The sequence below is a fragment of the Nocardia sp. NPDC050717 genome (assembly GCF_040654275.1).
In the GTDB taxonomy this organism is placed as follows: domain Bacteria; phylum Actinomycetota; class Actinomycetes; order Mycobacteriales; family Mycobacteriaceae; genus Nocardia.
Map to the genome: position 1 here is coordinate 385,311 of NZ_JBFAHR010000001.1, position 23,096 is coordinate 408,406.

25 protein-coding genes are annotated in these 23,096 nt (G+C 70.1%); 15 read left to right on the top strand and 10 right to left on the bottom strand.

Features of this window, described 5'->3' with window-relative positions; all coding sequences use genetic code 11:
* Positions 1–25: 25 nt before the first annotated feature.
* Complete coding sequence (locus AB0H56_RS01980; RefSeq protein ID WP_357156163.1) at positions 26–865, top strand: helix-turn-helix transcriptional regulator; 840 nt, start codon at positions 26–28, stop codon at positions 863–865.
* A 3-nt stretch (positions 866–868) separates the two neighbouring features.
* On the opposite strand, the gene AB0H56_RS01985 is transcribed toward AB0H56_RS01980, so the two are convergent.
* Both AB0H56_RS01985 and AB0H56_RS01990 read right to left on the bottom strand, forming a co-directional pair.
* The gene (locus tag AB0H56_RS01985) at positions 869–1,528 is read right to left on the bottom strand and encodes a hypothetical protein (protein WP_357156165.1); all 660 of its coding nucleotides are present in this window, start codon (positions 1,526–1,528) and stop codon (positions 869–871) included.
* Positions 1,529–1,651: 123 nt separating this feature from the next.
* Positions 1,652–2,872 carry an FAD-dependent oxidoreductase gene (locus AB0H56_RS01990; RefSeq protein WP_357156166.1) on the bottom strand — a complete coding sequence of 407 codons (1,221 nt, stop codon included), beginning with the start codon at positions 2,870–2,872 and terminating at the stop codon, positions 1,652–1,654.
* Between the two features lie 119 nt (positions 2,873–2,991).
* Here AB0H56_RS01990 and AB0H56_RS01995 point away from each other — a divergent pair, with 119 nt between their 5' ends.
* Together AB0H56_RS01995 and AB0H56_RS02000 are read left to right on the top strand one after the other, a co-directional pair.
* Positions 2,992–3,324 (top strand): metalloregulator ArsR/SmtB family transcription factor, encoded by a 333-nt coding sequence (locus tag AB0H56_RS01995; protein WP_357156168.1) that lies wholly within the window; start codon positions 2,992–2,994, stop codon positions 3,322–3,324.
* Positions 3,321–3,800, top strand: a complete 480-nt coding sequence (locus tag AB0H56_RS02000) for an SRPBCC family protein (protein WP_233000890.1) — start codon at positions 3,321–3,323, stop codon at positions 3,798–3,800. The genes AB0H56_RS01995 and AB0H56_RS02000 overlap by 4 nt, the downstream gene beginning before the upstream one ends.
* A gap of 42 nt (positions 3,801–3,842) precedes the next feature.
* Here AB0H56_RS02000 and AB0H56_RS02005 read toward each other — a convergent pair whose 3' ends face one another.
* The 5 genes from AB0H56_RS02005 to AB0H56_RS02025 all read right to left on the bottom strand — a co-directional run bounded on the left by AB0H56_RS02005 (position 3,843) and on the right by AB0H56_RS02025 (position 7,624).
* Positions 3,843–4,832 (bottom strand): pirin family protein, encoded by a 990-nt coding sequence (locus AB0H56_RS02005; protein ID WP_357156169.1) that lies wholly within the window; start codon positions 4,830–4,832, stop codon positions 3,843–3,845.
* Positions 4,829–5,641 (bottom strand): GNAT family N-acetyltransferase, encoded by an 813-nt coding sequence (locus AB0H56_RS02010; protein WP_357156171.1) that lies wholly within the window; start codon positions 5,639–5,641, stop codon positions 4,829–4,831. Before AB0H56_RS02010 ends, AB0H56_RS02005 begins: the two co-directional genes overlap by 4 nt.
* A 48-nt stretch (positions 5,642–5,689) precedes the next feature.
* Positions 5,690–6,706 (bottom strand): aldo/keto reductase, encoded by a 1,017-nt coding sequence (locus AB0H56_RS02015; RefSeq protein ID WP_357156172.1) that lies wholly within the window; start codon positions 6,704–6,706, stop codon positions 5,690–5,692.
* Positions 6,703–7,167: a MerR family transcriptional regulator gene (locus tag AB0H56_RS02020; protein WP_357156174.1), complete on the bottom strand. Its 465-nt coding sequence runs from the start codon at positions 7,165–7,167 to the stop codon at positions 6,703–6,705. Before AB0H56_RS02020 ends, AB0H56_RS02015 begins: the two co-directional genes overlap by 4 nt.
* An 88-nt stretch (positions 7,168–7,255) precedes the next feature.
* On the bottom strand, positions 7,256–7,624 hold the full coding sequence (locus AB0H56_RS02025; RefSeq protein WP_357156175.1) for a VOC family protein: 369 nt from the start codon (positions 7,622–7,624) through the stop codon (positions 7,256–7,258).
* A 48-nt stretch (positions 7,625–7,672) separates the two neighbouring features.
* Here AB0H56_RS02025 and AB0H56_RS02030 point away from each other — a divergent pair, with 48 nt between their 5' ends.
* Positions 7,673–7,876, top strand: coding sequence for a hypothetical protein (locus AB0H56_RS02030; RefSeq protein WP_110039266.1), 204 nt, complete (start codon positions 7,673–7,675; stop codon positions 7,874–7,876).
* Between the two features lie 12 nt (positions 7,877–7,888).
* Here AB0H56_RS02030 and AB0H56_RS02035 read toward each other — a convergent pair whose 3' ends face one another.
* On the bottom strand, positions 7,889–8,380 hold the full coding sequence (locus AB0H56_RS02035) for a histidine phosphatase family protein (RefSeq protein ID WP_357156177.1): 492 nt from the start codon (positions 8,378–8,380) through the stop codon (positions 7,889–7,891).
* Between the two features lie 157 nt (positions 8,381–8,537).
* Here AB0H56_RS02035 and AB0H56_RS02040 point away from each other — a divergent pair, with 157 nt between their 5' ends.
* Positions 8,538–10,205, top strand: a complete 1,668-nt coding sequence (locus AB0H56_RS02040) for an FAD-dependent oxidoreductase (RefSeq protein WP_357156178.1) — start codon at positions 8,538–8,540, stop codon at positions 10,203–10,205.
* Positions 10,206–10,236: 31 nt separating this feature from the next.
* On the opposite strand, the gene AB0H56_RS02045 is transcribed toward AB0H56_RS02040, so the two are convergent.
* Positions 10,237–11,010, bottom strand: coding sequence for an acyl-ACP thioesterase domain-containing protein (locus tag AB0H56_RS02045; RefSeq protein ID WP_357156180.1), 774 nt, complete (start codon positions 11,008–11,010; stop codon positions 10,237–10,239).
* Between the two features lie 119 nt (positions 11,011–11,129).
* Here AB0H56_RS02045 and AB0H56_RS02050 point away from each other — a divergent pair, with 119 nt between their 5' ends.
* The 9 genes from AB0H56_RS02050 (at position 11,130) to AB0H56_RS02090 (ending at position 21,289) form a co-directional block, all read left to right on the top strand.
* Entirely contained in the window at positions 11,130–12,974 is a 1,845-nt protein-coding gene (locus AB0H56_RS02050) for a protein kinase (protein ID WP_357156181.1), read from the top strand.
* Positions 12,975–13,030: 56 nt separating this feature from the next.
* Positions 13,031–14,005 (top strand): NADPH:quinone oxidoreductase family protein, encoded by a 975-nt coding sequence (locus tag AB0H56_RS02055; protein WP_357156183.1) that lies wholly within the window; start codon positions 13,031–13,033, stop codon positions 14,003–14,005.
* Positions 14,006–14,119: 114 nt separating this feature from the next.
* Positions 14,120–15,232, top strand: coding sequence for a winged helix DNA-binding domain-containing protein (locus AB0H56_RS02060; protein ID WP_357156184.1), 1,113 nt, complete (start codon positions 14,120–14,122; stop codon positions 15,230–15,232).
* Positions 15,233–15,358: 126 nt separating this feature from the next.
* A complete protein-coding gene (locus tag AB0H56_RS02065; protein ID WP_357156185.1) occupies positions 15,359–16,672 on the top strand; it encodes an amidohydrolase family protein in 1,314 nt (437 codons plus the stop codon).
* Positions 16,673–16,776: 104 nt separating this feature from the next.
* Complete coding sequence (locus tag AB0H56_RS02070) at positions 16,777–17,562, top strand: ABC transporter ATP-binding protein (RefSeq protein ID WP_357156187.1); 786 nt, start codon at positions 16,777–16,779, stop codon at positions 17,560–17,562.
* 71 nt (positions 17,563–17,633) lie between these two features.
* Positions 17,634–18,410, top strand: a complete 777-nt coding sequence (locus AB0H56_RS02075; protein WP_357157808.1) for an ABC transporter permease subunit — start codon at positions 17,634–17,636, stop codon at positions 18,408–18,410.
* A gap of 29 nt (positions 18,411–18,439) precedes the next feature.
* Positions 18,440–19,609 carry an ABC transporter substrate-binding protein gene (locus tag AB0H56_RS02080; protein ID WP_357156188.1) on the top strand — a complete coding sequence of 390 codons (1,170 nt, stop codon included), beginning with the start codon at positions 18,440–18,442 and terminating at the stop codon, positions 19,607–19,609.
* A gap of 12 nt (positions 19,610–19,621) precedes the next feature.
* Positions 19,622–20,614 carry a 2-oxoglutarate and iron-dependent oxygenase domain-containing protein gene (locus AB0H56_RS02085; RefSeq protein ID WP_357156190.1) on the top strand — a complete coding sequence of 331 codons (993 nt, stop codon included), beginning with the start codon at positions 19,622–19,624 and terminating at the stop codon, positions 20,612–20,614.
* Between the two features lie 30 nt (positions 20,615–20,644).
* A complete protein-coding gene (locus tag AB0H56_RS02090) occupies positions 20,645–21,289 on the top strand; it encodes a GntR family transcriptional regulator (protein WP_357156192.1) in 645 nt (214 codons plus the stop codon).
* Positions 21,290–21,301: 12 nt separating this feature from the next.
* Here AB0H56_RS02090 and AB0H56_RS02095 read toward each other — a convergent pair whose 3' ends face one another.
* Complete coding sequence (locus AB0H56_RS02095; RefSeq protein ID WP_110039279.1) at positions 21,302–21,817, bottom strand: Lrp/AsnC ligand binding domain-containing protein; 516 nt, start codon at positions 21,815–21,817, stop codon at positions 21,302–21,304.
* Between the two features lie 131 nt (positions 21,818–21,948).
* Between AB0H56_RS02095 and hppD the strand changes: the two genes are divergently transcribed.
* On the top strand, positions 21,949–23,094 hold the full coding sequence (gene hppD / locus AB0H56_RS02100; protein ID WP_357156193.1) for a 4-hydroxyphenylpyruvate dioxygenase: 1,146 nt from the start codon (positions 21,949–21,951) through the stop codon (positions 23,092–23,094).
* Positions 23,095–23,096 lie beyond the last annotated feature (2 nt).

The window sequence follows — 23,096 nt, forward strand, 5'->3', positions numbered from 1 at the left end:
GCCCGTGTGCGCGCACCATGGGAACATGGACCGAGCCGAACTAGCCGACTTCCTGCGCAGGCATCGTGACCAGCTCACGCCCGCCGAGGTCGGCCTGCCGCCCGGCGTGCGCCGGCGGACTCCCGGCCTGCGCCGCGACGAGGTCGCCCTGCTCACCGGGATGTCCACCGACTACTACACCCGGTTGGAGCAGGCGCGTGGGCCGCGACCGTCGACGCAGGTCCTGGCCGCGCTGGCGCGGGCGCTGCGTCTGAGCGCCGACGAACGCGACCACCTGTTCCACCTCTGCGGGCATCAGTCGCCGGATCGGGAGCTGCGCGACAAGCATGTCGGGCCGGGTCTGCTGCACATGCTGGCCAAGCTCGACGACACCCCGGCCGCGGTGGTCACCGAGCTGGGGGAGGTGCTGGTCCAGAACCGCATGCACACCCTGCTGGCGGGTGATCACGGCGATCGGGTCGGTCTCGACCGCTACTACGCGTGGCGGTGGTTCACCGATCCGGCCGCGAGAACGGTGTTCCCGGAAGAGGATTGGGACCGGCTCGGCCGCAGTCACGTGGCTGATCTGCGCGCGACGGCGGCGCGCCGGGCCGACGCCGAGGTGAACACCTTCATCGCCGAATTACGCCGCGCCAGTGCCGAATTCGAGCAGTTGTGGAACGAACACGAAGTGGCGGTGCGGGTCACCGACGTCAAACGGTTCGTGCATCCGGAGATCGGGCTGATCGACACGGTCTGCGAAGTCCTGGTCACCCGCAATGCCGCGCAACGGCTGCTGGTCTATCTGCCGCGGCCGGGTACCGACGCCGCCGAGAAGATGGCGCTGCTGCGGGTGATCGGTACCCAGCGGCTCAGTCCGGCGTGAGGCTCAGGGCGCCCCGGTGACGTACGCGATCGCGGTGTCGATCGCGGGCTGACCACCCGCCATCGCGTACCCGGCCAGCGCGCCGATCGCGGCGCCGGCCACGGTCGCGACCGGCACGGTGATGAAGTCCAGGATGAACAGGCCGAGCGGGAAGCCGAGCACGAATCCGATGGCCGCGCCGATGGCCGCGCCCTGGATGATCTCCGGCTGCAACCGCTGGGTCTCGGCGAAGAAGCGCTCCTGGGCGCTGATGTCGCGCAGCGGCGCGTCCGTGCCGCCCACCGGGGTGAGGGTGAGCCGGGTGCCGTCGGCGTCGATGGCGGGCGTCAGCGGCACGCTGTGCTCGCCGGCGCGCACGACCATCGGCAGCGCGGCGATCACGGCGCCGGACGCGTCGGTGATCGCGACGACCTTCGCGTCGTGGACGAGCTGGAAGCGGCCCGCGTCCAGGGTGGTCACCACCGCGCGCCGGTCCTCAGCCAGTTCGACCTGGTAGTTCACGTCCTTGTCGACGCCGGTCAGCCGGATGCCCGCCGGTGCGGCCTCGACGGACTGCGCGGGCCGGGGTTCCACGGGAGCGGGCTCGGCCGCCCCGATTCCGGTGGCCGACAGGGTGACCCCCACCGCCAGCAGTGCCGCACCGAGCACAGTGCCGATCCTCATTCCGCAAGCCTCCCGCTGCATCGCCTGGGACCGAATCGTCCCGGTTCATCGCGGCAAACCTAACCGTTGCACGGCGATTCGGAAAGTCGTAGCCGAACTGCTCAACCGGCCGCCGTCGAGCGGTCACCGGCGGGCGAACTCGGGCGCGTGTTCCGGGCGCAGACCGATGCCGCCCAGATAGCCGGTGAGCCCGGCCAGCACCGGCACCGCGTCGACGACCCGCAGCGGCAGGGGCGCGGTCCGCAGGGTGCCGCGCAGGGCCGGTGCGATGAGCATCTCGTGTTCGCCGCGCTGGGACCGCTGGGTGAAGCTCGCGGGCAGCATCCGCCTGCGCTGCACCTTCTCCAGCTCGGCGGTGGTGACCGTGCCGTCGAGCAGGGGCGCCGCCAGGATGCGCGCGGCCGCGACCGCGTCCTGCACGGCGAGGTTCACGCCGACGCCGCCGACCGGCGACATCGTGTGCGCGGCGTCGCCGAGGCACAGCAGACCGGGCCGATACCAGCGGTCGAGCATCCCGACGGTCACCTCGAGCAGCTTGACGTCGTCCCAGGAGCGGATCGCCGCGATCGCTGCGGCGGGCCAGCCGAACAGTTCGGTGAGGCGATCGCGCAGCCAGCCGATGTCGTTGGTGGCCCGCAGTCGCGCGTCCTGGCCTTTCTCGATGATGTAGCCGGTCTGGTAGTAGTCGCCGCGATCGAGCGCCACCGCGGAGTTGCCACTGGTGAAGCGGGCCTGGATGGCACCGCTGTCGCTGTCGTCGCGCGCTTTCGGGATGCGCAGGAACCACATGTCCATCGGCACGTCCGCCATCCGCTGACGCAGGCCTGCCGCTTCACGCGTCACGGAATCCCGTCCGTCGCACGCGATCACGAGGTCGGCCTCGACCTCGTGCGGGTCGCCGTCCGCACCGCGGTAGCGCACGCCACGCACCACGCCGCCGTCCTCGATCAGTCCGGTGACGGTCGAGCGCATGCGCAGGGTGAAGCTCGGCTCCGCGGCGGCGGCGCCCGCCAGCAGGTCGAGGAAGTCCCACTGCGGCACCATCGCGATGTGCTTGTACCGCCCGGGGATTCGGGTGAGGTCGGCGGCGACGACCATGCGGTCGCCGGCGTACATGCGCATCTTCGTCAGCGCGGACTGTGGCAGCCGGGCGAAGGCCGGGCCGAGTCCCAGCTCGTCGAGCAGCCGCACCGTGGACGGGTGGACCGTGTCGCCACGGAAGTCCCGCAGGAAGTCGGGGTGTTTCTCGAGCACCGTCACCGCGACGCCGGCGCGCGCCAGCAGCAGGCCCGCCATCATCCCGGCCGGCCCGCCGCCGACGATGCAGCAGGTGGTCTTGTCCATGAGTTCCCCCTCGGAAGGCAATGTCTACTACGAAGCGTAGTAGTCAAAGTGGGGACGGGTCCAGGGTTTTCGGAATTCGGCCCTTGACGCGAAAGCCGGGCGGCGCAATACTGAACTAGATGGTTCAGTATGACTTCCTAGACGCCTCGTTCGGCGCGCTCGCTGACCCCACCAGGCGGGGGATACTCGAGCAGCTCGGACGTGGACCCGCCAGCGTCAGCGAGCTGGCCGAGCGCTTCGAGATGACCCTGACCGGCATCAAGAAGCACATCGGGCTGCTCGAGGACGCGGGCATGGTGGTCACCGAGAAGCGTGGCCGGGTCCGGTACTGCCGGATCGGCGAGCACGTCTTCGATCGGGAGGTGGCGTGGATGCAGGGGTACCGGCAGATGCTCGAGGCCCGCATGGACCGTCTCGGTGAATTCCTCGAACGAACGGAGCCAGAGCGATGAGCACAACCACCAACGACGCGGTCATCACCACCACCTCGGACCGCGAAGTCCACATCGAACGCGATTTCGACGCCCCGCTCGACCGGGTGTGGGACGCCTACAGCCGGATCGAGCAGCTCTCCCGCTGGTGGGGCCGCGGCCACGTGGTCGACGTCGAGCGCTGGGAGTTCCGCAAGGGCGGCCACTGGCGTTTCGTCGAGCACGACGGCGACGAGTCCTACGGCTTCGAAGGCCGTTTTCGCGAGATCACCCCGAAGGAGCGCATCGTGCAGTCCTTCGAATGGGACGGCATGCCCGCCCACATCTCCATCGACGCCACGACCTTCGTCGACCTCGGCAACGGCCGCACCCGGGTCGTCACCGACAGCGTGTTCCACACCGCCGAGGAATGCGCGGGCATGCTCGCCTCCGGCATGGAGGTCGGCCTCAACGACAGCTACCGCGCCCTCGACGCCCTGCTCGCCGGCGGACGCTGAGCCCGCCGGCTGATCCGGCGCCGCGGGGAAGGCGGTGCCGGATCAGTTGTGGGTGCAGCCGGTGGCCCGTTTGCGCGGCTTCAGCCGCAGCGGCGGCAGCGGCGGCGCGGGAATCCGCTCGTCGGGTCCGTGCCCGGCGATGTCACCGAACCGCGTGGTGTCCCTCGCCTCCCAGGCATCGCGGGCCTCGACGATCTCGTCGTGACTGCGGCCGACGAAGTTCCACCACATCACCAGTTCCTCGGTGAACGGCTCGCCACCGAGCAGCGCGAGATGCGCGCCCTCGGAACTCGACAACTCCACCTCGGCGCGATCGGTACCGAGGTAGAGCAGGGGACCCGGGCCGAGCTCGGTGCCGTCCACCACGACCGTCCCGCGCACCACCAGCACCGCGTGCTCGAACGCGCGCTCCACCGGCAGGCGCACCCGCGCCCCCGCGTCGAGCACCACATCGGCGCCGACGATCGGTGTGTAGGCCTTCGCCGGTGCGGTGACCCCGCCGAGCGAGCCGATCAGCACCGTCGCGCGCAGTCCCGGTTCCTCGTAGACGGGCAGCGCGCGATGCTGTTCGAAATGCGGCTCGACGCCGGTGGCCGTGCCGGGCAGGGCGATCCACAGCTGCAGGCCGTTGCCCGCGTGCGCGCCGGGCACCCCGAACTCCGAATGCGCGATACCGCGACCGGAGGTCATCAGGTTCAGCTGGCCCGGTTCGATCTCGACGTCGGAGCCCACCGAATCGCGGTGCCGGATGCGGCCGTCGAACGGCCAGGTCACCGTCTGCAGGCCGATGTGCGGGTGCGGCAGGATGTCGGGGGAGGCGCCGGTCTGCTTCACGGTCGGCGAACCGAATCGATCGAGGAAGCACCAGGCGCCGACGGTCGGCAGATCACGTTGCGGCAGTGTGCGTTCCACGTAGACCCCGCGCACGCCGCCCAGCGGGACCTCGCGAGCCGGATACAGCTCGGCGACCGGGCCCGGACTCGGCGACGGCTCACACAGCGCCTCCGTCGGGTCGGCCTCCAGATCACTCATCGAGCGATGCCCTTGCCGACCACGTGCGCGTCGTACTCGGGGTGCTTGTCGAGCCAGCCGCGGATGAACGGGCAGTGCGCGGTGATGGTGCGCCCGCGGGCGATCACGTCCTCGACGGCGAGCCGGGCCAGCACGCTGCCGATGCCCTTGCCCGCGAAGGCGCCGTCGATCTCGGTGTGGATGAAGTCGGTGTCGTTGTCGCGCTCGATGTATTCGGCGAAGCCGGCCAGCTCACCGCCGTAGAACACGTCGTAGCGGTTCTTCTCCGCGTTGCGTACGACCCGGCGCTCCGGCTCGGTGGAAGTGGACTGGGACGTGGGGGTTGCCTCGGACATCTTGCGCTCCTTCCGCACCCGTACCGGGTGCGCGCTCAGGATCGACACGCGGTTGAACGCGCCGATCGCGATGGCGATCCAGATGATCACCGAGATCTGTTCCTCGGACCAATGCTCGCGCGCGATCGCGTATTCCCGATCGGTCGCCTCCTCGTCGGGCAGCGTGGTGACGGTCTCCGCCAGCCCGAGCGCGGCGCGGTCGGCCGCCGAATACGGGCCGCCCCGGCGCCACGAGGGCAGCACGGCGATCTCCTGCGCGGTCAGCCCGGCGCCCGTCCCGGCGCGCTCGTGCACGTCGAGGCAATACGGGCAGCCGTTGATCTGTGAGACCCGCAGGTTGATCAGCTCGATCAACCGCCGATCTATCCCCGCGGCCGTGGCGGCGGCGCGGATCTCGGCCGCGGTCGCGCTCATCGCCTTGAAAATCGCCGGACTCTGCTTGTCGACCCACACCCGCTCGCGCTGCTCGCTCACCCTTGTGATGCTAGCGCCGGGCGCCACCGGGGCGCCCGGCGCCGACGGTCATTCGCGCCCGGCGGAGGTGAACGTCATGTCCGCGTACCTCGTCCCGGCCACCTGCCCGGCGATCGGTTCCAGGGTCGCCAGTTCCTCGGCGCTCAGGCGGGTGGTCGCCGCGGCCACGTTCTCGGCCAGCCTGCTCCGCCGACGGGTGCCGGGGATCGGCACCACCGCCAGGTCGTGCACGGCCGCCCTGGCATGCACCCAGGCCAGCGCGACCTGGGCCCTGCTGATCCCGTGCGCCTCCGCGATCGCGGCCAGCGGGGCGAGCAGTTCGGCGTTGTGCGCGGCGTTCTCGCCGGTGAAGCGCGGCTGGAACCGGCGGAAGTCGGACCGGTCCAGCTCCCCGGCCGACCGGAACGCGCCCGTGAGGAAGCCACGGCCCAGCGGCGAGTACGGCACGAAGGTCACGCCGAGTTCCGCGGCGGCCGGGACGGCGGTGCGCTCGACATCGCGGGAGAACAGCGACCACTCCGACTGCACCGCCGCGATCGGGTGCACCGCGTGCGCGGCGCGCAGTTCGTCGCCGGTCACCTCGGACAGGCCGAGGGCGCGCACCTTGCCGGCGGCGACGAGTTCGGCCATGACGGCGACGGTCTCTTCGATCGGCACCCGCGGATCGCGGCGGTGCATGTAGTACAGGTCGATGACCTCGACGCCGAGCCTGCGCAGACTGGCGTCGACGGAGGCCCGGATGTAGCCGGGCGAGTTGTCGAAGCCGCGGAAGGCGGGATCGTCGGCCTTGCGGACGATGCCGAACTTGGTGGCGATCAGCAGTTCGTCGCGGTGCGCGCGGACGAAGCCGGACAGGAACTCCTCGTTGTGCCCGGCGCCGTAGACGTCGGCGGTGTCGAACAGCGTGACGCCGAGTTCGAGCGCGCGCTCGAGCGTGGCCCGCGATTCGGCCGGGTCGGACTCGCCGTAGAACTCGCTGATGCCCATGCAACCGAGGCCCTGTGTGCCGATCAGGGGGCCGCCTGCGCCGAGGGTGGTGGTCGGCAGTGACGCGGTGGTGCTCATGTGTCGGATCCTTCGCTCGTGGACGCGATGAGCGTGGCCGGTCGCGCGGCGTCGGATCGGCCCTCGTAGATGGCGATCTTGTAGTCGAGGACGGCCACGGTCTGCTGGAGTTCCGCGATCTTGTCGAGCACGTCGGACCTGGTCTGCCGGAACATCTCCAGCCGGGCCGGGTAGGTGTGTTCCCCGGCCCTGACCAGTTCGGCGTAGCGGATCATGTCGGCCACCGGCATGCCGGTCATGCGCAGCCGGGTGATCAGCGTCAGCCACTCCAGGTCTCGATCGGTGAAGCGGCGGTTGCCGGTGTGGTCGCGGCCGATGTAGCCCATCAGCCCGATCCGCTCGTACCAGCGCAGGGTGTCGCGGCTGAGCCCGGAGCGCTCGGCCACTTCGCCGATCGAGTACCGCGGGCGCGACCGCTCGTCGTCCCCGCTGTCGGTCAGCAGAGCCGTGTCGTGATCCATCGTGCTCGTCCCCTCTCGTGGAACCCCACCGACGCTAGCCACCTGGAGCGCACTCCAAGCAAGACCCATTGTCGCGGGACGAGCGCTGTCAGTTGTAGTTCGGCAGCTCCTGGACGGCCCACTGATTGCCGTCGGGGTCCTTGAAGAAGGTGAACAGGCCCCAGCCCATGTCCTGCACCGGGCTGGCCTCCACCCCGGCGGCCACGAGCTGCTCGTAGGCCTGCTGGGCGCTGGGGACCACCATCTGCATGCCCTCGACGCTGCCCGGCGCGGCGCTGGTCAAGCCGCGGCCGATGCAGATCGAGCAGCCCGAACCCGGCGGGGTGAGCTGGACGAAGCGGATATCCGGGCTCGGGCTGTGATCGTGGTCGGCGTTGAAGCCGATGCTCGTATAGAAATCCTTCGCCCGGTCGACATCGGTGACCGGGATGGCGACGAGTTCGATTTTCCAGTCCATGCGCACAAGCATGGCACCGGTGACCGACAGAAACGTAGTGTGGATCACATGGCTGGTAAGGACATCGACCGGATCAGGGCCCGCTCGGCCTGGGAGACGGTCAAGGAGAGCCCGGTGATCACCGCGATCGCGGTGGCGCCGGTGGTGCTGGTACTCGGCGTGGTCTGGTGGCTGACGAACGGTTTCGTCGCCTTCGTCCTGCTGGTACTGCTCGGGGTCGGCATCGTCATCGGCGGCAAGCTGTTGAAGTAGCCGCCGACGAGTTCATCGGGGGACGTGGAAATGCGTCAGTTCGCCCGTGCCCGGATCGACCTGTGCCCACGGCCGGTCGAACTCGAGCACGGCCAGCGCCGAGGTGGGGAACTTGCGGCTCAGCTCGGTGGCCTGGTCGGACTCCCGGTTGGCAGCCAGTTCCCAAGCGGTCCACGGGATTCCGGGAACGTGCCCGACCACGAGCAACGTGCCGATCGTGTCGTCGGTGAGCTGGATCAGCTCGATGAGCGTGTGCGGGTTCGCCTCGTAGATGTCGTCGGTGTACTCCACTGGCGCGTCGATCCCCGTCGCGGCCAGGGTCTGCCTGGTCCGCGTCGCGGTCGAGCAGCGGACGGCGTCGACGGGCGGTTGGGTGGCGCGCAGCCAGTCGCCGGCCAGGCCTGCCTCGCGTTGGCCGCGCGGCGCCAGCGGCCGGGCGTGATCACCCACGCCGTCGGGGTAGGCCGATTTTCCGTGCCGCATGAGGATGAGGGTCGCCGCCATGGAACCACGGTAATCCCGACCGCCGGTGAGTTGGCGGTCACACTCGAGGCACACTGAAAGCTACGTCACCGTAGATGTGTTCGTGGCACACCCGCCGCGGACCCGCTCGGCCGACGTCTCGAGCCACCGACACACACATTTCGAGGATCTGCACACTATGGCCTACGTCATCACGCAGCGTTGTTGCAACGACGCCAGCTGCGTCACCGAGTGCCCGGTCGACTGCATTCGCCCGACCCCGGACCAGCCGGAGTTCGCGACCGCGGAAATGCTGTACATCGACCCCGACACCTGCATCGACTGCGGCGCCTGTGTCGATGCCTGCCCGGTGGACGCGATCTTCTCCGAGGACGATCTGCTCGCCTCGCTGGCCAGGTACCGCGAGATCAACGCCGCCTACTTCCAGCGCCACCCGCTGGAGTCGAACTTCGACCCGCTGGCCACCCCGACGCGCCCGCCCAAGGATCTGGGCACGCTGCGCGTCGCCATCGTCGGTGCCGGGCCCGCCGCCTGCTACGCCGCCGACGAGCTGCTGCGGCGCAGCGACGTGGAGGTCGAGATGTTCGACCGCCTGCCGACCCCGTGGGGCCTGGTCCGGGCGGGCGTCGCGCCCGACCACGCGGGCACCAAGAACGTGGCGAACATGTTCGACTCGGCCTTCCGCCGCGACACGCTGCAGTACTACCTGAACGTCGAGGTGGGCCGGCACATCGATCACCAGGAACTGCTCGACCACCACCACGCGGTGATCTACGCCGTCGGCGCCTCCAGCGACCGCAAGCTCGGTGTGCCCGGCGAGGACCTGCCCGGCAGCCACTCGGCCACCGAGTTCGTCGCCTGGTACAACGGCCACCCCGATTTCGCCGACCGCGAGTTCGACCTGTCCGGGGAGCGCGCGGTGATCGTCGGCAACGGCAACGTCGCGCTCGACGTGGCCCGCGTGCTCACCGTCGACCCCGACGAGCTGGCCAAGACCGACATCGCCGACCACGCGCTGGACGCGTTGCGCCGCAGCAACATCCGCGAGGTGGTGATCCTGGGCAGGCGCGGTCCGCTGCAGGCGGCCTACAGCACGCCGGAGTTCCTGGCCCTGACGCATCTGAAGAACGTCGACGTGGTCGTCGACGCGGCCGATCTCGAGCTCGACCCGCACAGCAGGGCGCTGCTCGACGACCCGAACATCGAGCCGTCGCTGCGGCTGAAGTACACCCTCGCCGAGGAATACTCGACCGCCGCGCACGACCCGGCGCACAAGCGGATCGTCTTCCGCTACCTGGCGACGCCGACCGCGGTGCACGGCGAGGACCACGTCACCGCGCTCGAACTCGCGCACAACGAATTGTCCGAGGAGAACGGGCAGCTGGTGGCCACCGCCACCGACCGCACCGAGACCATCGCGACCGGCCTGGTGCTGCGCTCGATCGGCTACCGCGGCGTTCCCGTCGCCGGCCTGCCCTTCGACGAGCGGCGCGGCACCGTGCCCAGCGAGCACGGCCGCGTCATCGACGCGACCGAGCCGGTGCCCGGCGTGTACGTCTCGGGCTGGATCAAGCGCGGACCGCGCGGCGTGATCGGCTCCAACCGGGTCGACGCCGAGGAGACGGTGGAGGCGCTGATCGCCGACTTCATCGCGGGCAAGCTGACCGCGCCGACCGGCGACCGCGCCGCGCTGCAGGCCCTGCTGGCTCAGCGCCAGCCTGATCTGGTCGACCGCAAGGGCTGGAAGACCATCGACCAGGCCGAGAAGACCGCGGGCAAGGCGGCGGGCAGGCCACGGGTCAAGTTCACCACCCGCGCCGACCTGCTCAAAGCGGCCAAGGGCTAGCCGTCGGCCCCGGTCCGGTGACGGGCCGGGGCTACTCCGGCAGCGGCATGATCTTGACGACCGTCGTCGTGATCCCGCCGACCACGAACCACAGCCGCAGCACCGGCCGCCCGGTCCGGTCGCCCGGCTCGTGCCGCGCGCGCACCGTGATGTGCTCGCGCGCCAGCACCGGCGCCACGTATTCGATCACCGCGCGATGCGGTCCGGCGACCAGCTTCGGGTAGTCGACCAGGAACTGCTCGGCCGCCTGCCAGTAGCAGGTGTGGTTGACGTGGTTGTACTGGTCGATGTCGGTCGCGCGCACCGGGAAGGGCAGGTCGGTGTCGGACTCGCGCGGGGCCGGATCGGTGAGGTAGGGCCGCCAGCGCAGCCGGTGCTCATCGGTGGATCTGGCCAGGTAGGCCAGGCCCTCGTCGCTGATCCGGGCGGGCAGGTTGCTCGACTCGCTCAGGTTGATCCAGAAACCCTCGGTCTCGATGAGGCCGCCGCCGTCGCTGCTGATCCGCGTGCGCATGTTCGTCCAGCGGGTCGACATGCTCGCGCACCATCGCCGCAGGTGCACCTGGTCGGGCCAGGTGATCGGCCGGATGACATCGATGACCGTGCGTCGCACGATCCAGGTGGGGTCGGTGCGATGCAGTTCGGTCTGGTGCAGTTCGTCCCAGGAGATGTCTTGCAGGTAGCGCGCCACGGCGTCGAAGCGCAGCCGGTGATACGGATCCACGTCGCCAGCCCGGACGGGCCACGCCGCGGCGAAGCCCATGCCCTCCTGGGGAAGCGGGGCCAGTGGCTGATCGAGTGACACTTGTGCTCCTTGCGCGGCGCACCGGGGCACACCGCGACTTCTTGCGTAGTTCTGCAGACGACTTTACGGGTCGTGGATCACACCATGACAGACCTACCCGCTCCCGGTAGCCTGCAGGAATGGTCGCCGGGGCGATGGCGGGCTCGATGTTCGGCCGCTATGAAATGCGTGGACTTCTCGGAGTCGGCGGTATGGGGGAGGTCTACGAGGCGTTCGACACCTCCAAGAATCGCGTTGTCGCGGTGAAGGTGCTCAACCGGGAACTGGCCGCCGACCCGGTCTTCGTGCAGCGATTCCGCCGCGAATCCCAGGCGATGGCGAGCGTGCAGGAACCGCACGTGATCCCCGTGCACGACTGGGGCGAGATCGACGGCGTGCTCTACATCGACATGCGTCTGGTCAGGGGCACCGACCTCAAGGACCGGTTGCAGCGGCACGGCAGGCTCACCCCCGGTGAGTCGGTGCAGGTGATCGAGCAGATCGCCGCGGCGCTGGACGCCGCGCACGAGACCGGTCTCGTCCACCGTGACGTGAAGCCGGCCAACATCCTGCTCACCAGCAATCTGTTCGCCTACCTGGTCGATTTCGGGATCGCGCACACCGCCACCGACCCCGCCCTCACCAGCACCGGCAGCGCCGTCGGCTCGATGGCCTACATGGCCCCGGAACGCTTCGACGAGGCCCCGCTGACCGGCGCGGTCGACACCTACGCGCTGACCTGCGTGCTCTACGAAAGCCTGGTCGGGCGGGTCCCGTACCCGGTGAACAGCCTCGCGGGCGCGATCGGCTCGCATCAGATGGCGCCCCCGCCGCGCCCGAGCGCCGTCGACCCCGCGCTGGCGGCCTTCGACGCGGTGATCGATCGTGGGATGGCCAAGCGACCGCGGGAGCGCTACGCCACCCCGGGCGATCTCGGCCGTGCGGCCAGGTCCGCGCTCGTGCAGACCGAGCGGTCGGCGCCGTCGACCGTGCCGGGGCCACGGGTGTCGGGGCCCGTCACCCGGGTGACCGCCCAGCCGCACTGGTCGGAAGTGCCTCCGCCGCCGACCGTTTCGGGCCCCCAGGTCCTGGTCGACCGCACCGGCCCCGGGCAATCCGAGCGGCCGGCGACCGGTCCGGCGCACCCGGCCACGGTGCGGCAGCCGACGCCCGGCGAGCGTTCGACGACCGGTCCCGCGCACCCGTCGGCGACGGTGCGGCAGCCCGCGCCAGGTGAGCGTTCGGCGTCCGGCCCCGCACACCCGTCGGCCACGGTGCGGCAGCCGGCGACCGGTGCGTGGCAGCCGGCGACCGGTGCGTGGCAGCCGTCCGCCACGGTGCGGCAACCGGCCGGCGCCGAGCGGGCCACCGTCGTCGGTGGGTACACCCACCCGTCCGCCCCGCTCCCGCTTCCGCCGCAACGCAATACGTCGACGCCGCTGCTGGCCGGTGCGCTCGGTGCGTTGATCGTGGTCGCCGCGGTCGGCATCGCGGTGTGGGTGATGCTGGATGTCACCGGCGACAAGGAGACCGTCGCGGGCCCCACCTCGACGATCGGGGCCACGCTCCCGCCGCCGGTGATCGAAACGGTCAGCCAGGACGTGCCGACGAGCCCGTACGTCCAGCCGCCCGCCACGACGACACTGCCGCCGCTGCGGTCGAGCGTGGCCGGCGCCGACGGCCAGGGTTTCCTCACCGGCCCGCGCTGCAACGACAACGACGCCGCGATGTCGATCGCGCGTACCACGGGCTCGAAGGTCGTCATCTGCCACACCGGTGCGGGCCGCTACTACTACAAGGGCGCCAGGGCCAGTGACGGCCTCGGTCTGGAGCTCGACGATCCGGTGCCGACCGGCGGCGGTGGTTTCACCGCGACCAATCCCACCGACGGCACCCGCTACCTGCTCACCGCCACCGGGCTGGTGATCACCAAGGACGGCACCGTGCTCGCGAGCGAGCCCGTGACCGAATTTGCCTACCGCTGAGCCGTCCACCGGGATATGTTCGCGGGGTCGGGTGCCACGAAGAAGAGGTGTCAGGAATGCGCGCAGCACAGGTCGCCACACTGGACGGACCGTCCGCGATCGAGATCGTCGACCTGCCGGAACCGGCGGCCTACCAGGGCGGTGTCCTCATCGACGTGCACGCGGCGGGCATCGCCTTCCCTGACGTGCTGATGACCCGCGGTCTCTACCAGATGAAGCCCGCGCTGCCGTTCGTCGTCGGCGGCGAGGTCGCGGGCGTGGTGCGCAGTGCGCCGGAGGGCTCGGCGCTGCGTCCGGGCGACAGGGTCGCCGCGCTCACCATGCTCGGCAACGCCGTGGCCGAGGTGGCCGTCGCGCCCGAGCACGCCGTGTTCAAGCTCCCGGACAGCGTCTCGCTCGAGGCGGGCGCGGGCATCCTGTTCAACGACCTCACCGTCCACTTCTGCCTCACCAAGCGCGGTCGGCTCGCCCAGGGCGAGACGGTGCTGGTGCACGGCGCCGCGGGCGGCATCGGCACCTCCACCCTGCGCATGGCGAAGGCGCTGGGCGCGGGCCGGGTGATCGCGGTGGTGAGTACCGAGGCCAAAGCCCAGGTGGCCAAGGCCAACGGCGCCACGGACGTGGTGCTCGCCGACGGCTGGCTGGCCGCGGTCAAGGAGCTCACCGAAGGTCGTGGCGTCGACATCGTGCTCGATCCGGTCGGTGGCGACCGTTTCACCGACAGCGTCCGCTCGCTGGCCGGTGGTGGCCGGCTGCTCGTCGTCGGTTTCACCGCGGGCGAGATCCCCACCGTGAAGGTGAACCGGCTGCTGCTCAAGAACGTCGAGGTCGTCGGCGCGGCCTGGGGCGAATGGGTGATGAGCCACCCGACCTACCTCGCCGAACAGTGGGCCGAGGTCGAACCGCTGCTGGCCTCGGGCGCCATCGCGGCGCCGGAGCCGGTGCTGTACCCGTTGGACCGGACCGCCGAAGCGGTTGCGGCGCTGGACAATCGCACCGCCACCGGCAAGGTCGTCGTCCAGCTGCGCTGAGGTGTGACGCGCGGGCGGATCGCCGTCGCCCGCGATCCCGGTAGCGCCGGCGAGACCGGCCGGAGTGTGTCGGAGGCGGGCGGTAACGTCCAGCGGGTCAAGGGAGGGAGCCACATGCCACTGTCGACCCGCGTGCTCAACCGGACGCTGCTCGCGCGTCAGCACCTGCTCGAGCGCTCGACGCTGACAGTCCCGCGGATGTGCGACCACCTGATCGGCCTGCAGGCCCAGGACGTGCCGCCGCCGTTCGTCGGATTGTGGAGTCGCATCAGGGATTTCGACCCGGCGGCGGTGTCGGATGGTCTGGCGGACCGCTCGCTGGTCCGGATCACCTTGATGCGCGGCACCATTCACCTCGTCACCCCGCCCGACGCGCTGCGGATCGCGCCGCTCATCCAGCCGGAACTGGAGAAGGTGCCCGCGCGCAAGGGTTTCAACTACGGGGCCATGGTCGGCCTCGACCTCGACGAGGTCCGCGCGCACGGCGAAGCGGTGCTCGGTGACGAGCCGATGTCCGCGGCCGCGCTGCGCGCCGAGGCGGCCCGGCTCTACCCCGATCGCGACGCCGGCGTCGTCGTGCAGACCTGGCTGTATCAGCTCCCGGTGCTGCAGACTCCGCCGCGCGGCCGCTGGCGCGACAACAGCAAGCCGGTCTGGTCCCGGGTGCAGCCGTGGCTCGGCGCCCCGCTCGACCCCGGCTATCCGGTGGCGGAACTGATCCTGCGCTATCTGCGCGCCTTCGGACCCGCCACCACCATGGACATGCAGACCTGGTCGCGCCTGCCCGCGATGAAACAGGCCGTCGCCGAGCTCGGCGATCGCGTCCGCACCTACACCGACGAGCGCGGCCGCACCCTCTACGACGCCGCCGACCTCGAACTCGCCGACCCCGATCAGCCCGCGCCGGTGCGGCTGCTCGGCTGGTACGACAACGCGCTGCTGTCGCATCAGGACCGCGCGCGGATCACCGGCGACGACTCCGCACCGCCGATGCGCGCCTTCGCCTCCTGGGTGTCGCCGGTGCTCCTCGACGGCTTCCTGGCGGGGATGTACAAGGTGTTCGTGAAGTCGGGCACCGCGCGCCTGCGGATCAGCCCCACCAGGAAGTGGACGAGAGCCGAAGCCGCGCAGGTGGAATCGGAGGCCGCCGCCCTGCTCGCCTTCCTGGAGCCCGAATCGGCGCGGGTGGTGGAGATCCTGGCGCCGGGCGCGGATGTCCGGCCGTGACACGGCTTTAACGTCGAGGCAACACTCGCTTCCTAAGGTCGTCCCCACGACGTTCATGGCTGCAACGGACGACGTGCACCGCTGACCCAGGCGGGCGAACCAGCCGCATCCGAGAGAGGTGCGCGCATGGGTTCTTCCGCGTCCGTGGTCGTCACCGACGTCACCGTCTACACCGAACAGGGCTGGGCCCCCGGCGAAGTCGTCGTCCGCGACGGCGTGGTCGTCGCGCTGGCCGCCGGGCCCGAACACGCCGACCTGCCCCGCTTCGACGGCGGCTCCGGCTACCTGCTCCCCGGCTTCGTCAACACCCACACCCACCTGCAGCAGGCGGTTCTGCGCGGTGTCGGCGAGGGCCTGCCGCTGCTCGAATGGTTGCGCTGCGTCGGCGAACACACCGTCGCCGCGACGCCAGAACAGACCTACCTCTCGGCGCTGGCCGGCGGCCTGGAGCTGTTGCGCAGCGGCGTGACCACGGTCGTCGAACACCTGTGGCCCAACCCGTCCGACGAGATCCACCAGGCCGTGATCCGGGCGCTCGACGAACTCGGCATCCGGGTGGTGCTCGGCCGCGGCATCGCCGATCGTGCCGACAGCACCCGCAAGTGGGGCCTCGACCCGCGCCTGCTGCAACCGCTCGACGAGGCCCTCGCGCACGTCGACGCGCTCGACAAGCAGCTGGTCGGCACCCGGATCACCACGGCACTGGCCGTGCCCAACCCGCGCTGCCTCACTCCCGACGGCATGGCGGCCACCCGCGAATACGCCATGGCCACCGGCAAGATGGTGTCGATCCACCTCCTCGAGACCACCACCGACGAGGACATGTGCCGCCTGCACGCGGGCGCAGGCGCCGTCGACTACCTCGACGCGAGCGGTTTCCTCTGGGACCGCACGCTGGCGGTGCACTGCGTCAACCTCGACGCCGCCGGGCGGGCGGTCCTCGCCGAGCGCGGCGTGACGGTGTCCTACAACCCCGTCTCCAACATGCGGCTCGGCAGCGGCGTTGCCCCCGTGCCCGAGATGCTGGCCGCCGGGATCGAGGTCACCCTCGGCGTCGACGGCGCAGCGAGCAACGACACCCAGGACATGCTGCTGGCCCTGCGTCTCGGCGCGTTCCTGCAGCGCGCGGCGCACCGGCGGGCCGATCTGCTCGACGCCGACCAGATGCTGCGGATGGCGACCGCCGCGGCGGGCCGGGTGCTCGGTGGCCCCACCCACCCCGGCATCGCCGTCGGGGATCGCGCCGACCTCACCTTGGTCCGCTTCGATCGCGACTTCGCCTGCCTGCCCGTCCTCGACCCCGGCGCCACCCTGCTCGCCGCGGCCTCGCCGCGCGTGATCGACACGGTGTGGGTCGACGGTGAGGCCGTCCTGCGCGACGGCCGCAGCACCCGCATCGACGTCGACGACCTCACGCAGCGCCTGATTCGCATGCGCTGATTGTTAATACGCCAGAAACGAACCACACATTGCATGTAATTCGGTGAGTACAGACTGATGTCGACCAAAGGTTGCACGCAATATCGCAGAGAAGGTGAATCACGGTGACGCTCTACGACACGGTGAACGACGCCGACGCGAGGACGCTGCTCTCCGGCCTGGAGGTCTCCTTCGCCGGTGTCGGCAAGCGCTTCGGCGGCGACCAGGGCACGCTCGCGCTGACCGAGATCGACCTCGACCTGCGCGAAGGCGAATTCGTCGCGGTGGTCGGGCCGTCCGGCTGCGGCAAGTCGACGCTGCTGCGCCTGGCCGCGGGCCTGGAACCGGTGAGCACGGGATCGGTCGCGGTGAAGACGAATTCGATCGGCTTCATCTTCCAGGAGGCCACCCTGCTGCCCTGGCGCAAGGTGCGCCGCAATGTCGAACTGTCGGCCGAACTCGCCGGCATCGACCGGGCGGTGCGCCGCGAGCGGGTCGCCAGGGCGATCGAGGCCGTCGGGCTGGCGGATTTCGCGAACAAGCTGCCGCACCAGCTCTCCGGCGGCATGCGCATGCGGGTGTCGCTGGCCAGGGCGCTCACGCTGGAGCCCCGATTGATGCTGCTCGACGAGCCCTTCGGCGCACTCGACGAGATGACCAGGCTGAACATGCAGGAGGAGCTGCTGCGCCTCTATCGCGACAACGCCTTCACCGCGCTGTTCATCACCCATTCGGTGTCCGAGGCGGTGTTCCTCGCCTCCCGCGTGGTGGTGATGTCGGCCAGGCCCGGCCGCGTCCACGAGGTGATCGATGTCGATCTGCCCTACCCGCGGGATCGGGAGCTGCGCTTCCAGCCCGCCTTCACCGCACTCGTCTCGCGCGTCTCGCGCTCGCTGAAAGAGGCTGCCTGATGGTCAGTATCGCGGCCCGCGCCGCCACCCCCGCCGCCGCGCGCCCGAAGCTGCCGACCGCGTCGGCGCGCATGATCGGCAAATCGCTTGTCGCTCCCGCGGTCTCGATCACCCTGGCGCTCGCCGCGTGGTACGCGGTGTCGATGCTGGTGCTCAGCGAGAGCCGCCGGTTCCTGCTGCCGCCGCCGCACGTGGTGTTCCGCGAATCGCTCGCCGACCCCGCCAAGCTCGCGGTGATGGGCGAGGCGCTGGCGGTGACGGCCAGGGTCGCGCTCACCGGCCTGCTGATCTCGGCCGTGCTCGGCGTCGCGATCGCGGTGCTGATGAGCCAGGCCAAGCCGATCGAGCAGGTCGTCTACCCGTATGCCGTGGTTCTGCAGGCCATTCCGGTGCTGGCGGTGGTTCCGCTGATCGGCTTGTGGCTCGGCTACGGCTTCGCCGCGCGCACCACGGTGTGCGTACTGATCGCCATCCATCCGATCATCGCGATGACCCTGTTCGGCATCAAGTCCGTCGACGCGAATCTCCAGGAATTGTTCACGCTCGGTCGCGCGGGACGGTTGCGCCGGTTGTGGTCGCTGCAGCTGCCCGCCGCGCTCCCGTCGACGCTCACCGGATTGCGCACCGCCGCCGGTCTTTCCGTCACCGGCGCGATCATCGGCGACATGTTCTTCGCGCAGGGCAAACCCGGCATCGGCACCCTGCTCGACACCTACCGCGCCCGCCTGCAATCGGAGGACCTGATCGGCGCGCTGCTGCTGGCCGCGCTGTTCGGCGTGCTCGTGTTCACCGTCTTCACCGTGGTGCAGAAGGTCAGCGTCGGCCGCTGGCACAACTCCGCGCACTAGCCGTCACCCCCCGCTACAGAGGATCAACCATGAAGTCATCTCCCGCGCGCCGCCTAGGCCTCGCGACGCTGGCCCTCGCGCTGGCCGCGACCGCGTCGGCCTGTTCCGGCGACATCGCCGAAGGCCCGGCCGTCGCCCTCGAACCGGCCCCGGCCGAGCAGCAGCTCGCCGGCGCCTGCCCCGCCACCGTGGTGGTCCAGTTGCAGTGGGCCCCGGAAACCGATTCCGGGCCGATCTTCGGACTGCTCGGACCCGGCTACCGGGTCGACGCCGACAACAACAAGATCACCGGACCGCTCGTCGCCGACGGCAAGGACACCGGCGTCGAGCTCGAGATCCGGGCCGGCGGCCCGGCCATCGGCTTCCAGACCGTGCCCTCGCAGATGTATGTCGACCAGAGCATCACCCTCGGGCTTGCCCACTCCGAACACGCCGTCGCCGCCGCCGGGCAGCAGCCGATCGTCGCGGTGACCACGCTGCTGCGCAACAGCCCGCAGATGCTGATGTGGGACCCGAAGACCAACCCGGACTGGCGGGGCATCGCCGACATCGGCAGGTCGGGCAAGCCGATCGTGGTGTCCAAGGGCCAGCTGTACCCGAACTGGCTGGTGGCCCGCGGCCTGGTGAAACAGGAGCAGATCGACGCGTCCTACGACAATTCGCCGTCGCGGTTCGTCACCGATCCGTCCTTCGCGCAGCAGGGTTTCGCCAATGCCGAGCCCTACACCTACGAGCACGAGGTCCGCGCCTGGAACAAGCCCGTCGCCTACCAGTTGCTCAAGGACGTCGGCTACGAGGGCTACGCCCGCACGGTGAACGTGCGCGCCGACAAACTCGCCGAACTGCGTCCGTGCCTGCAGAAGCTGGTGCCGATGATCCAGAAGGCCACCGCTCAGTTCCGGGCCGATCCCTCGCACGTCGACGAGGTCGTCGTCGACGTGGTCGAACAGAACCCCAAGCTGAGTCCCTACAGCCCCGAACTGGCCGCGTTCGGCTCGCGGGCCCTGATCGACGGCGGCCTGATCGGCAACGACACCGACGGTGTCCTCGGCAGTTTCGACGAGGCCCGCGTCCAGCGCATCATCGACGAATTCGGACCCATCCTGCGCACCGGCGGTGCGGACGTGCCCGCGGGACTCACCGCGAAGGACCTGGTCACCAAGGAATTCCTCGACCCGAGCATCTCCGTCACCGGATAAGGAGTCACACCAATGACCACCAGCTACGACCTGTCCGAGGTCTCGCGCGAGAAGGCGATGGGCGGACTCGGCAAGGAGACCGACGCCCGCGAGATCCGCGTCATCGACCTCACCGACTTCGACGAGCGGCGCGCCGAGATCACCGACCAGCTGTGGGACGCCGCCACCGAGATCGGCTTCTTCCAGCTCTCCGGCCACGGCATCGCGCAGGACCTGATCGACGAGATGTTCGGCGCCACCGCCGATTTCTTCGCGCTCCCCGAGGCGGTGAAGGGCCGGTATCCGCTGGTCAAGAAGAACAACGCGGGGTGGGAGAGCCTGAGTCAGGTGCGTCCGTCCATCGGTGTGCCGGATCAGAAGGAGTCCTATCAGGTCACCCGGCCGCACATGGCTGAGCTCTGGCCCAGCGAGGACGAGCTGGCCGGATTCCGTTCCCGCGTCCTCGATTTCGAGGCGCGCGCGTGGGCGGTGGCGATGCGGGTGCTGTCGTGCTTCGCGGACCGTCTCGGCCTGCCGCGCGAACACTTCACCGCCGCACACGATCCCGCCTCGCCGGACTACCAGAGCACGCTGCGGCTGCTGCACTACTTCGCCGTGCCCGAGGAACTGCGTGGCGTGCCGGGCCGGTGGCGGGCGGGCGCGCACACCGACTTCGACTGCCTGACCCTGCTGTTCCAGCGCGACGGTCAGGGCGGGCTGCAGGTGTGCCCCGGCAAGGAGATGGCCGAGCAGGAGTGGACCTCCATCACCCCGTCGTCGAGCCTGATCACCTGCAATATCGGCGACATGCTCACCCGCTGGAGCGACGACCTGCTGCCGTCGAACTTCCATCGCGTCCGCAGCCCGGGCGAGGGCGAGTACCAGGGCGAGCGCTACAGCATCGCCTACTTCGCCCAAGCCGACCGCGACGCGATCATCCAGGGGCCCGCGGGCAAATACCCGCCCGTCACCGCCGCCGACTTCCTCGCCCAGCGCGTAGCGGCGAATTATCAGCCCAAGGGATAATCGGCGCAGCACCCGGAAAGGACCATCGTGATGACCGACGAGAGCTCCGCGCTGCTCGGCCGCTCCGTCCATCGGCAGATCCGGCAGATGGTCCTCGCCGGCGAGCTGGCCCCCGGCAGGCCGCTCAGCGTGCCCGCGCTGGCGACCCGGCTCGGGGTCAGCCGCAGTCCCGTCCGCGAGGCGGTGCAGCAGCTGATCTACGAGGGCCTCGCGGTGAGCGCGCCGCACGCGGGGGCCAAGGTCGCCGCGGTCGACGACGCGCAGATCCGCGAGGTCCTCGCGGTCCGCGCCGTCCTCGACGGGCTCGCCGCCGCGGCCGCGGCCACCCGGCTCACCGACGCCGACCTGGACAAGCTCGCGAGCATCCTCGCCGCCCAGTCGGCCAATCTCGACGACGCCACCGACGCGGCCCGCGACGCCCAACTCGACCTGGAATTCCACACCTTCCTGCGCGAGGCCTCCGGCAACAGCTGCCTGAGCGAGGAACTGGCCAGGCTCGAGGCCAAGGCCCACCTCTACCGCGGTGATCTGTGGTGCTCGGCCCGCAACCGCCGCGTCGCCCTGCGCGAGCACCGGAGGATCGTGGAGGCCCTGGAATCGGGGCACGCCGAGTCGGCGCGGGCCGCCGCCGAGGCGCACGTCCACGGTCTGCTGACCCGGCTGGACCGGCAGTAACGGCGCCGCGGCTCAGCGCTGGTCCCGGTACGCGGGCGCCTTCGCGGTGCCCGCCGGGGTGAGCGTGTGCAGCAGCGGCATGGTGCGCCGGGCGATCACCGTCGACAGCACGATCACGCTGTGCGAGCGCACCACCGAGCCGGTCCGGTCGATGCTGAGCAGCACCGCCTGCAAGCCGGCGTGCGAATCGGCGCCGATCCGGCACAGCACGTCACCCGACCCGGTCGTCGCGTAGGCCTCGAGCACGCCGGGGATGGCCTCGAGCTCGGCGCTCACCGTGTCCAGCGCGCCCTGCGCGATCTCGAGCGTCACGAAGGCCTGCACGTCGAAACCGGCCGCGGTGACGTCGATCTGCGGGTCGTAGGAGGCGATCACCCCCGACTCCTCCATCCGGTTGATCCGCGCCTGCACGGTGGCCCGCGCGACCTTCGTGCGGCGCGAGAGCTCGAGGATTCCGGCCTTCTGGTACTCGTGCATCGCGGACAGGATCGCCAGATCGAGTTCGTCCAGTTTCGCGGGCGTGCGCATCGGAAGACCTCCTGCTCGGGTGCTATTCAAATTGTCCACCATCGAGCCGATTCCGGTGGCTTCTCATGCCAGCTTGCCCAGGGTTCGATGGCGTAGTTGCCCAGCTGGGCGATCCCGGGATTTCCTAGGTCATGACCATTGAGCAGCAGCTCGTCGGGCTCATCGAGCACGACGACAGTGTCGATCCGTTTCCGGTGATCGGGTGGGACGCGCTGGTGTGGGTCGTCGGCAACGCGACCCAGTGCGCGCACTACCTGCAGTCCGCGTTCGGGATGCGGCTCGAGGCCTACTCCGGCCCCGAGACCGGCAACCGCGACCACAAGGCGTTCGTGCTGCGCAGCGGCTCGGCGCGGTTCGTCGTCCAGGGCGCCGTCGACCCGGACAGTCCGCTCGTCGCCCATCACGACCGCCACGGTGACGGCATCGTCGACATCGCGCTCGAGGTGCCCGACGTGGACCGCTGCGTCGCCTGGGCCCGCGAACACGGCGCGCGCATCCTCGTCGAACCGCACGACGCGACAGACGAATTCGGCACCGTCCGGTCCGCGGCGCTGGCCACCTACGGCGAGACCAGGCACACGCTGGTCGACCGCTCCGGCTATCACGGGCCGTATCTGCCCGGCTATGTCCCGCGCACCTCCACCCGCGCGCAGCGCACCGGGCGGCTGTTCCAGGCGATCGACCACGTGGTCGGCAATGTCGAGCTCGGCATGATGGATCGCTGGGTCGACTTCTACCGCGACGTCATGGGTTTCACGAACATGGCCGAGTTCGTCGGCGACGACATCGCCACCGAGTACTCCGCGCTGATGAGCAAGGTCGTCGCCAACGGCAACCACCGGGTGAAGTTCCCGCTCAACGAACCGGCCGTGAGCCGCAAGCGTTCTCAGATCGACGAGTACCTCGAGTTCTATCGCGGACCCGGCGTCCAGCACATCGCCCTGGCCACCGGCGACATCCTCGCCACCGTCGACGCGCTGCGCGCCGAGGGCGTCGAATTCCTGGCCACCCCCGACACCTATTACGAGGACCCCGAACTGCGCGCCCGGATCGGGCACGTCCGGGTGCCGGTGGGGGAGTTGCAGCGTCGCGGCATCCTGGTCGACCGCGACGAGGACGGCTACCTGCTGCAGATCTTCACCCGCCCGATCGGCGACCGCCCCACCGTCTTCTTCGAGCTCATCGAGCGACACGGCTCACTCGGCTTCGGAAAAGGCAATTTCAAAGCGCTTTTCCAGGCGATCGAACGGGAACAGGAGGCCCGCGGGAACCTGTAGGC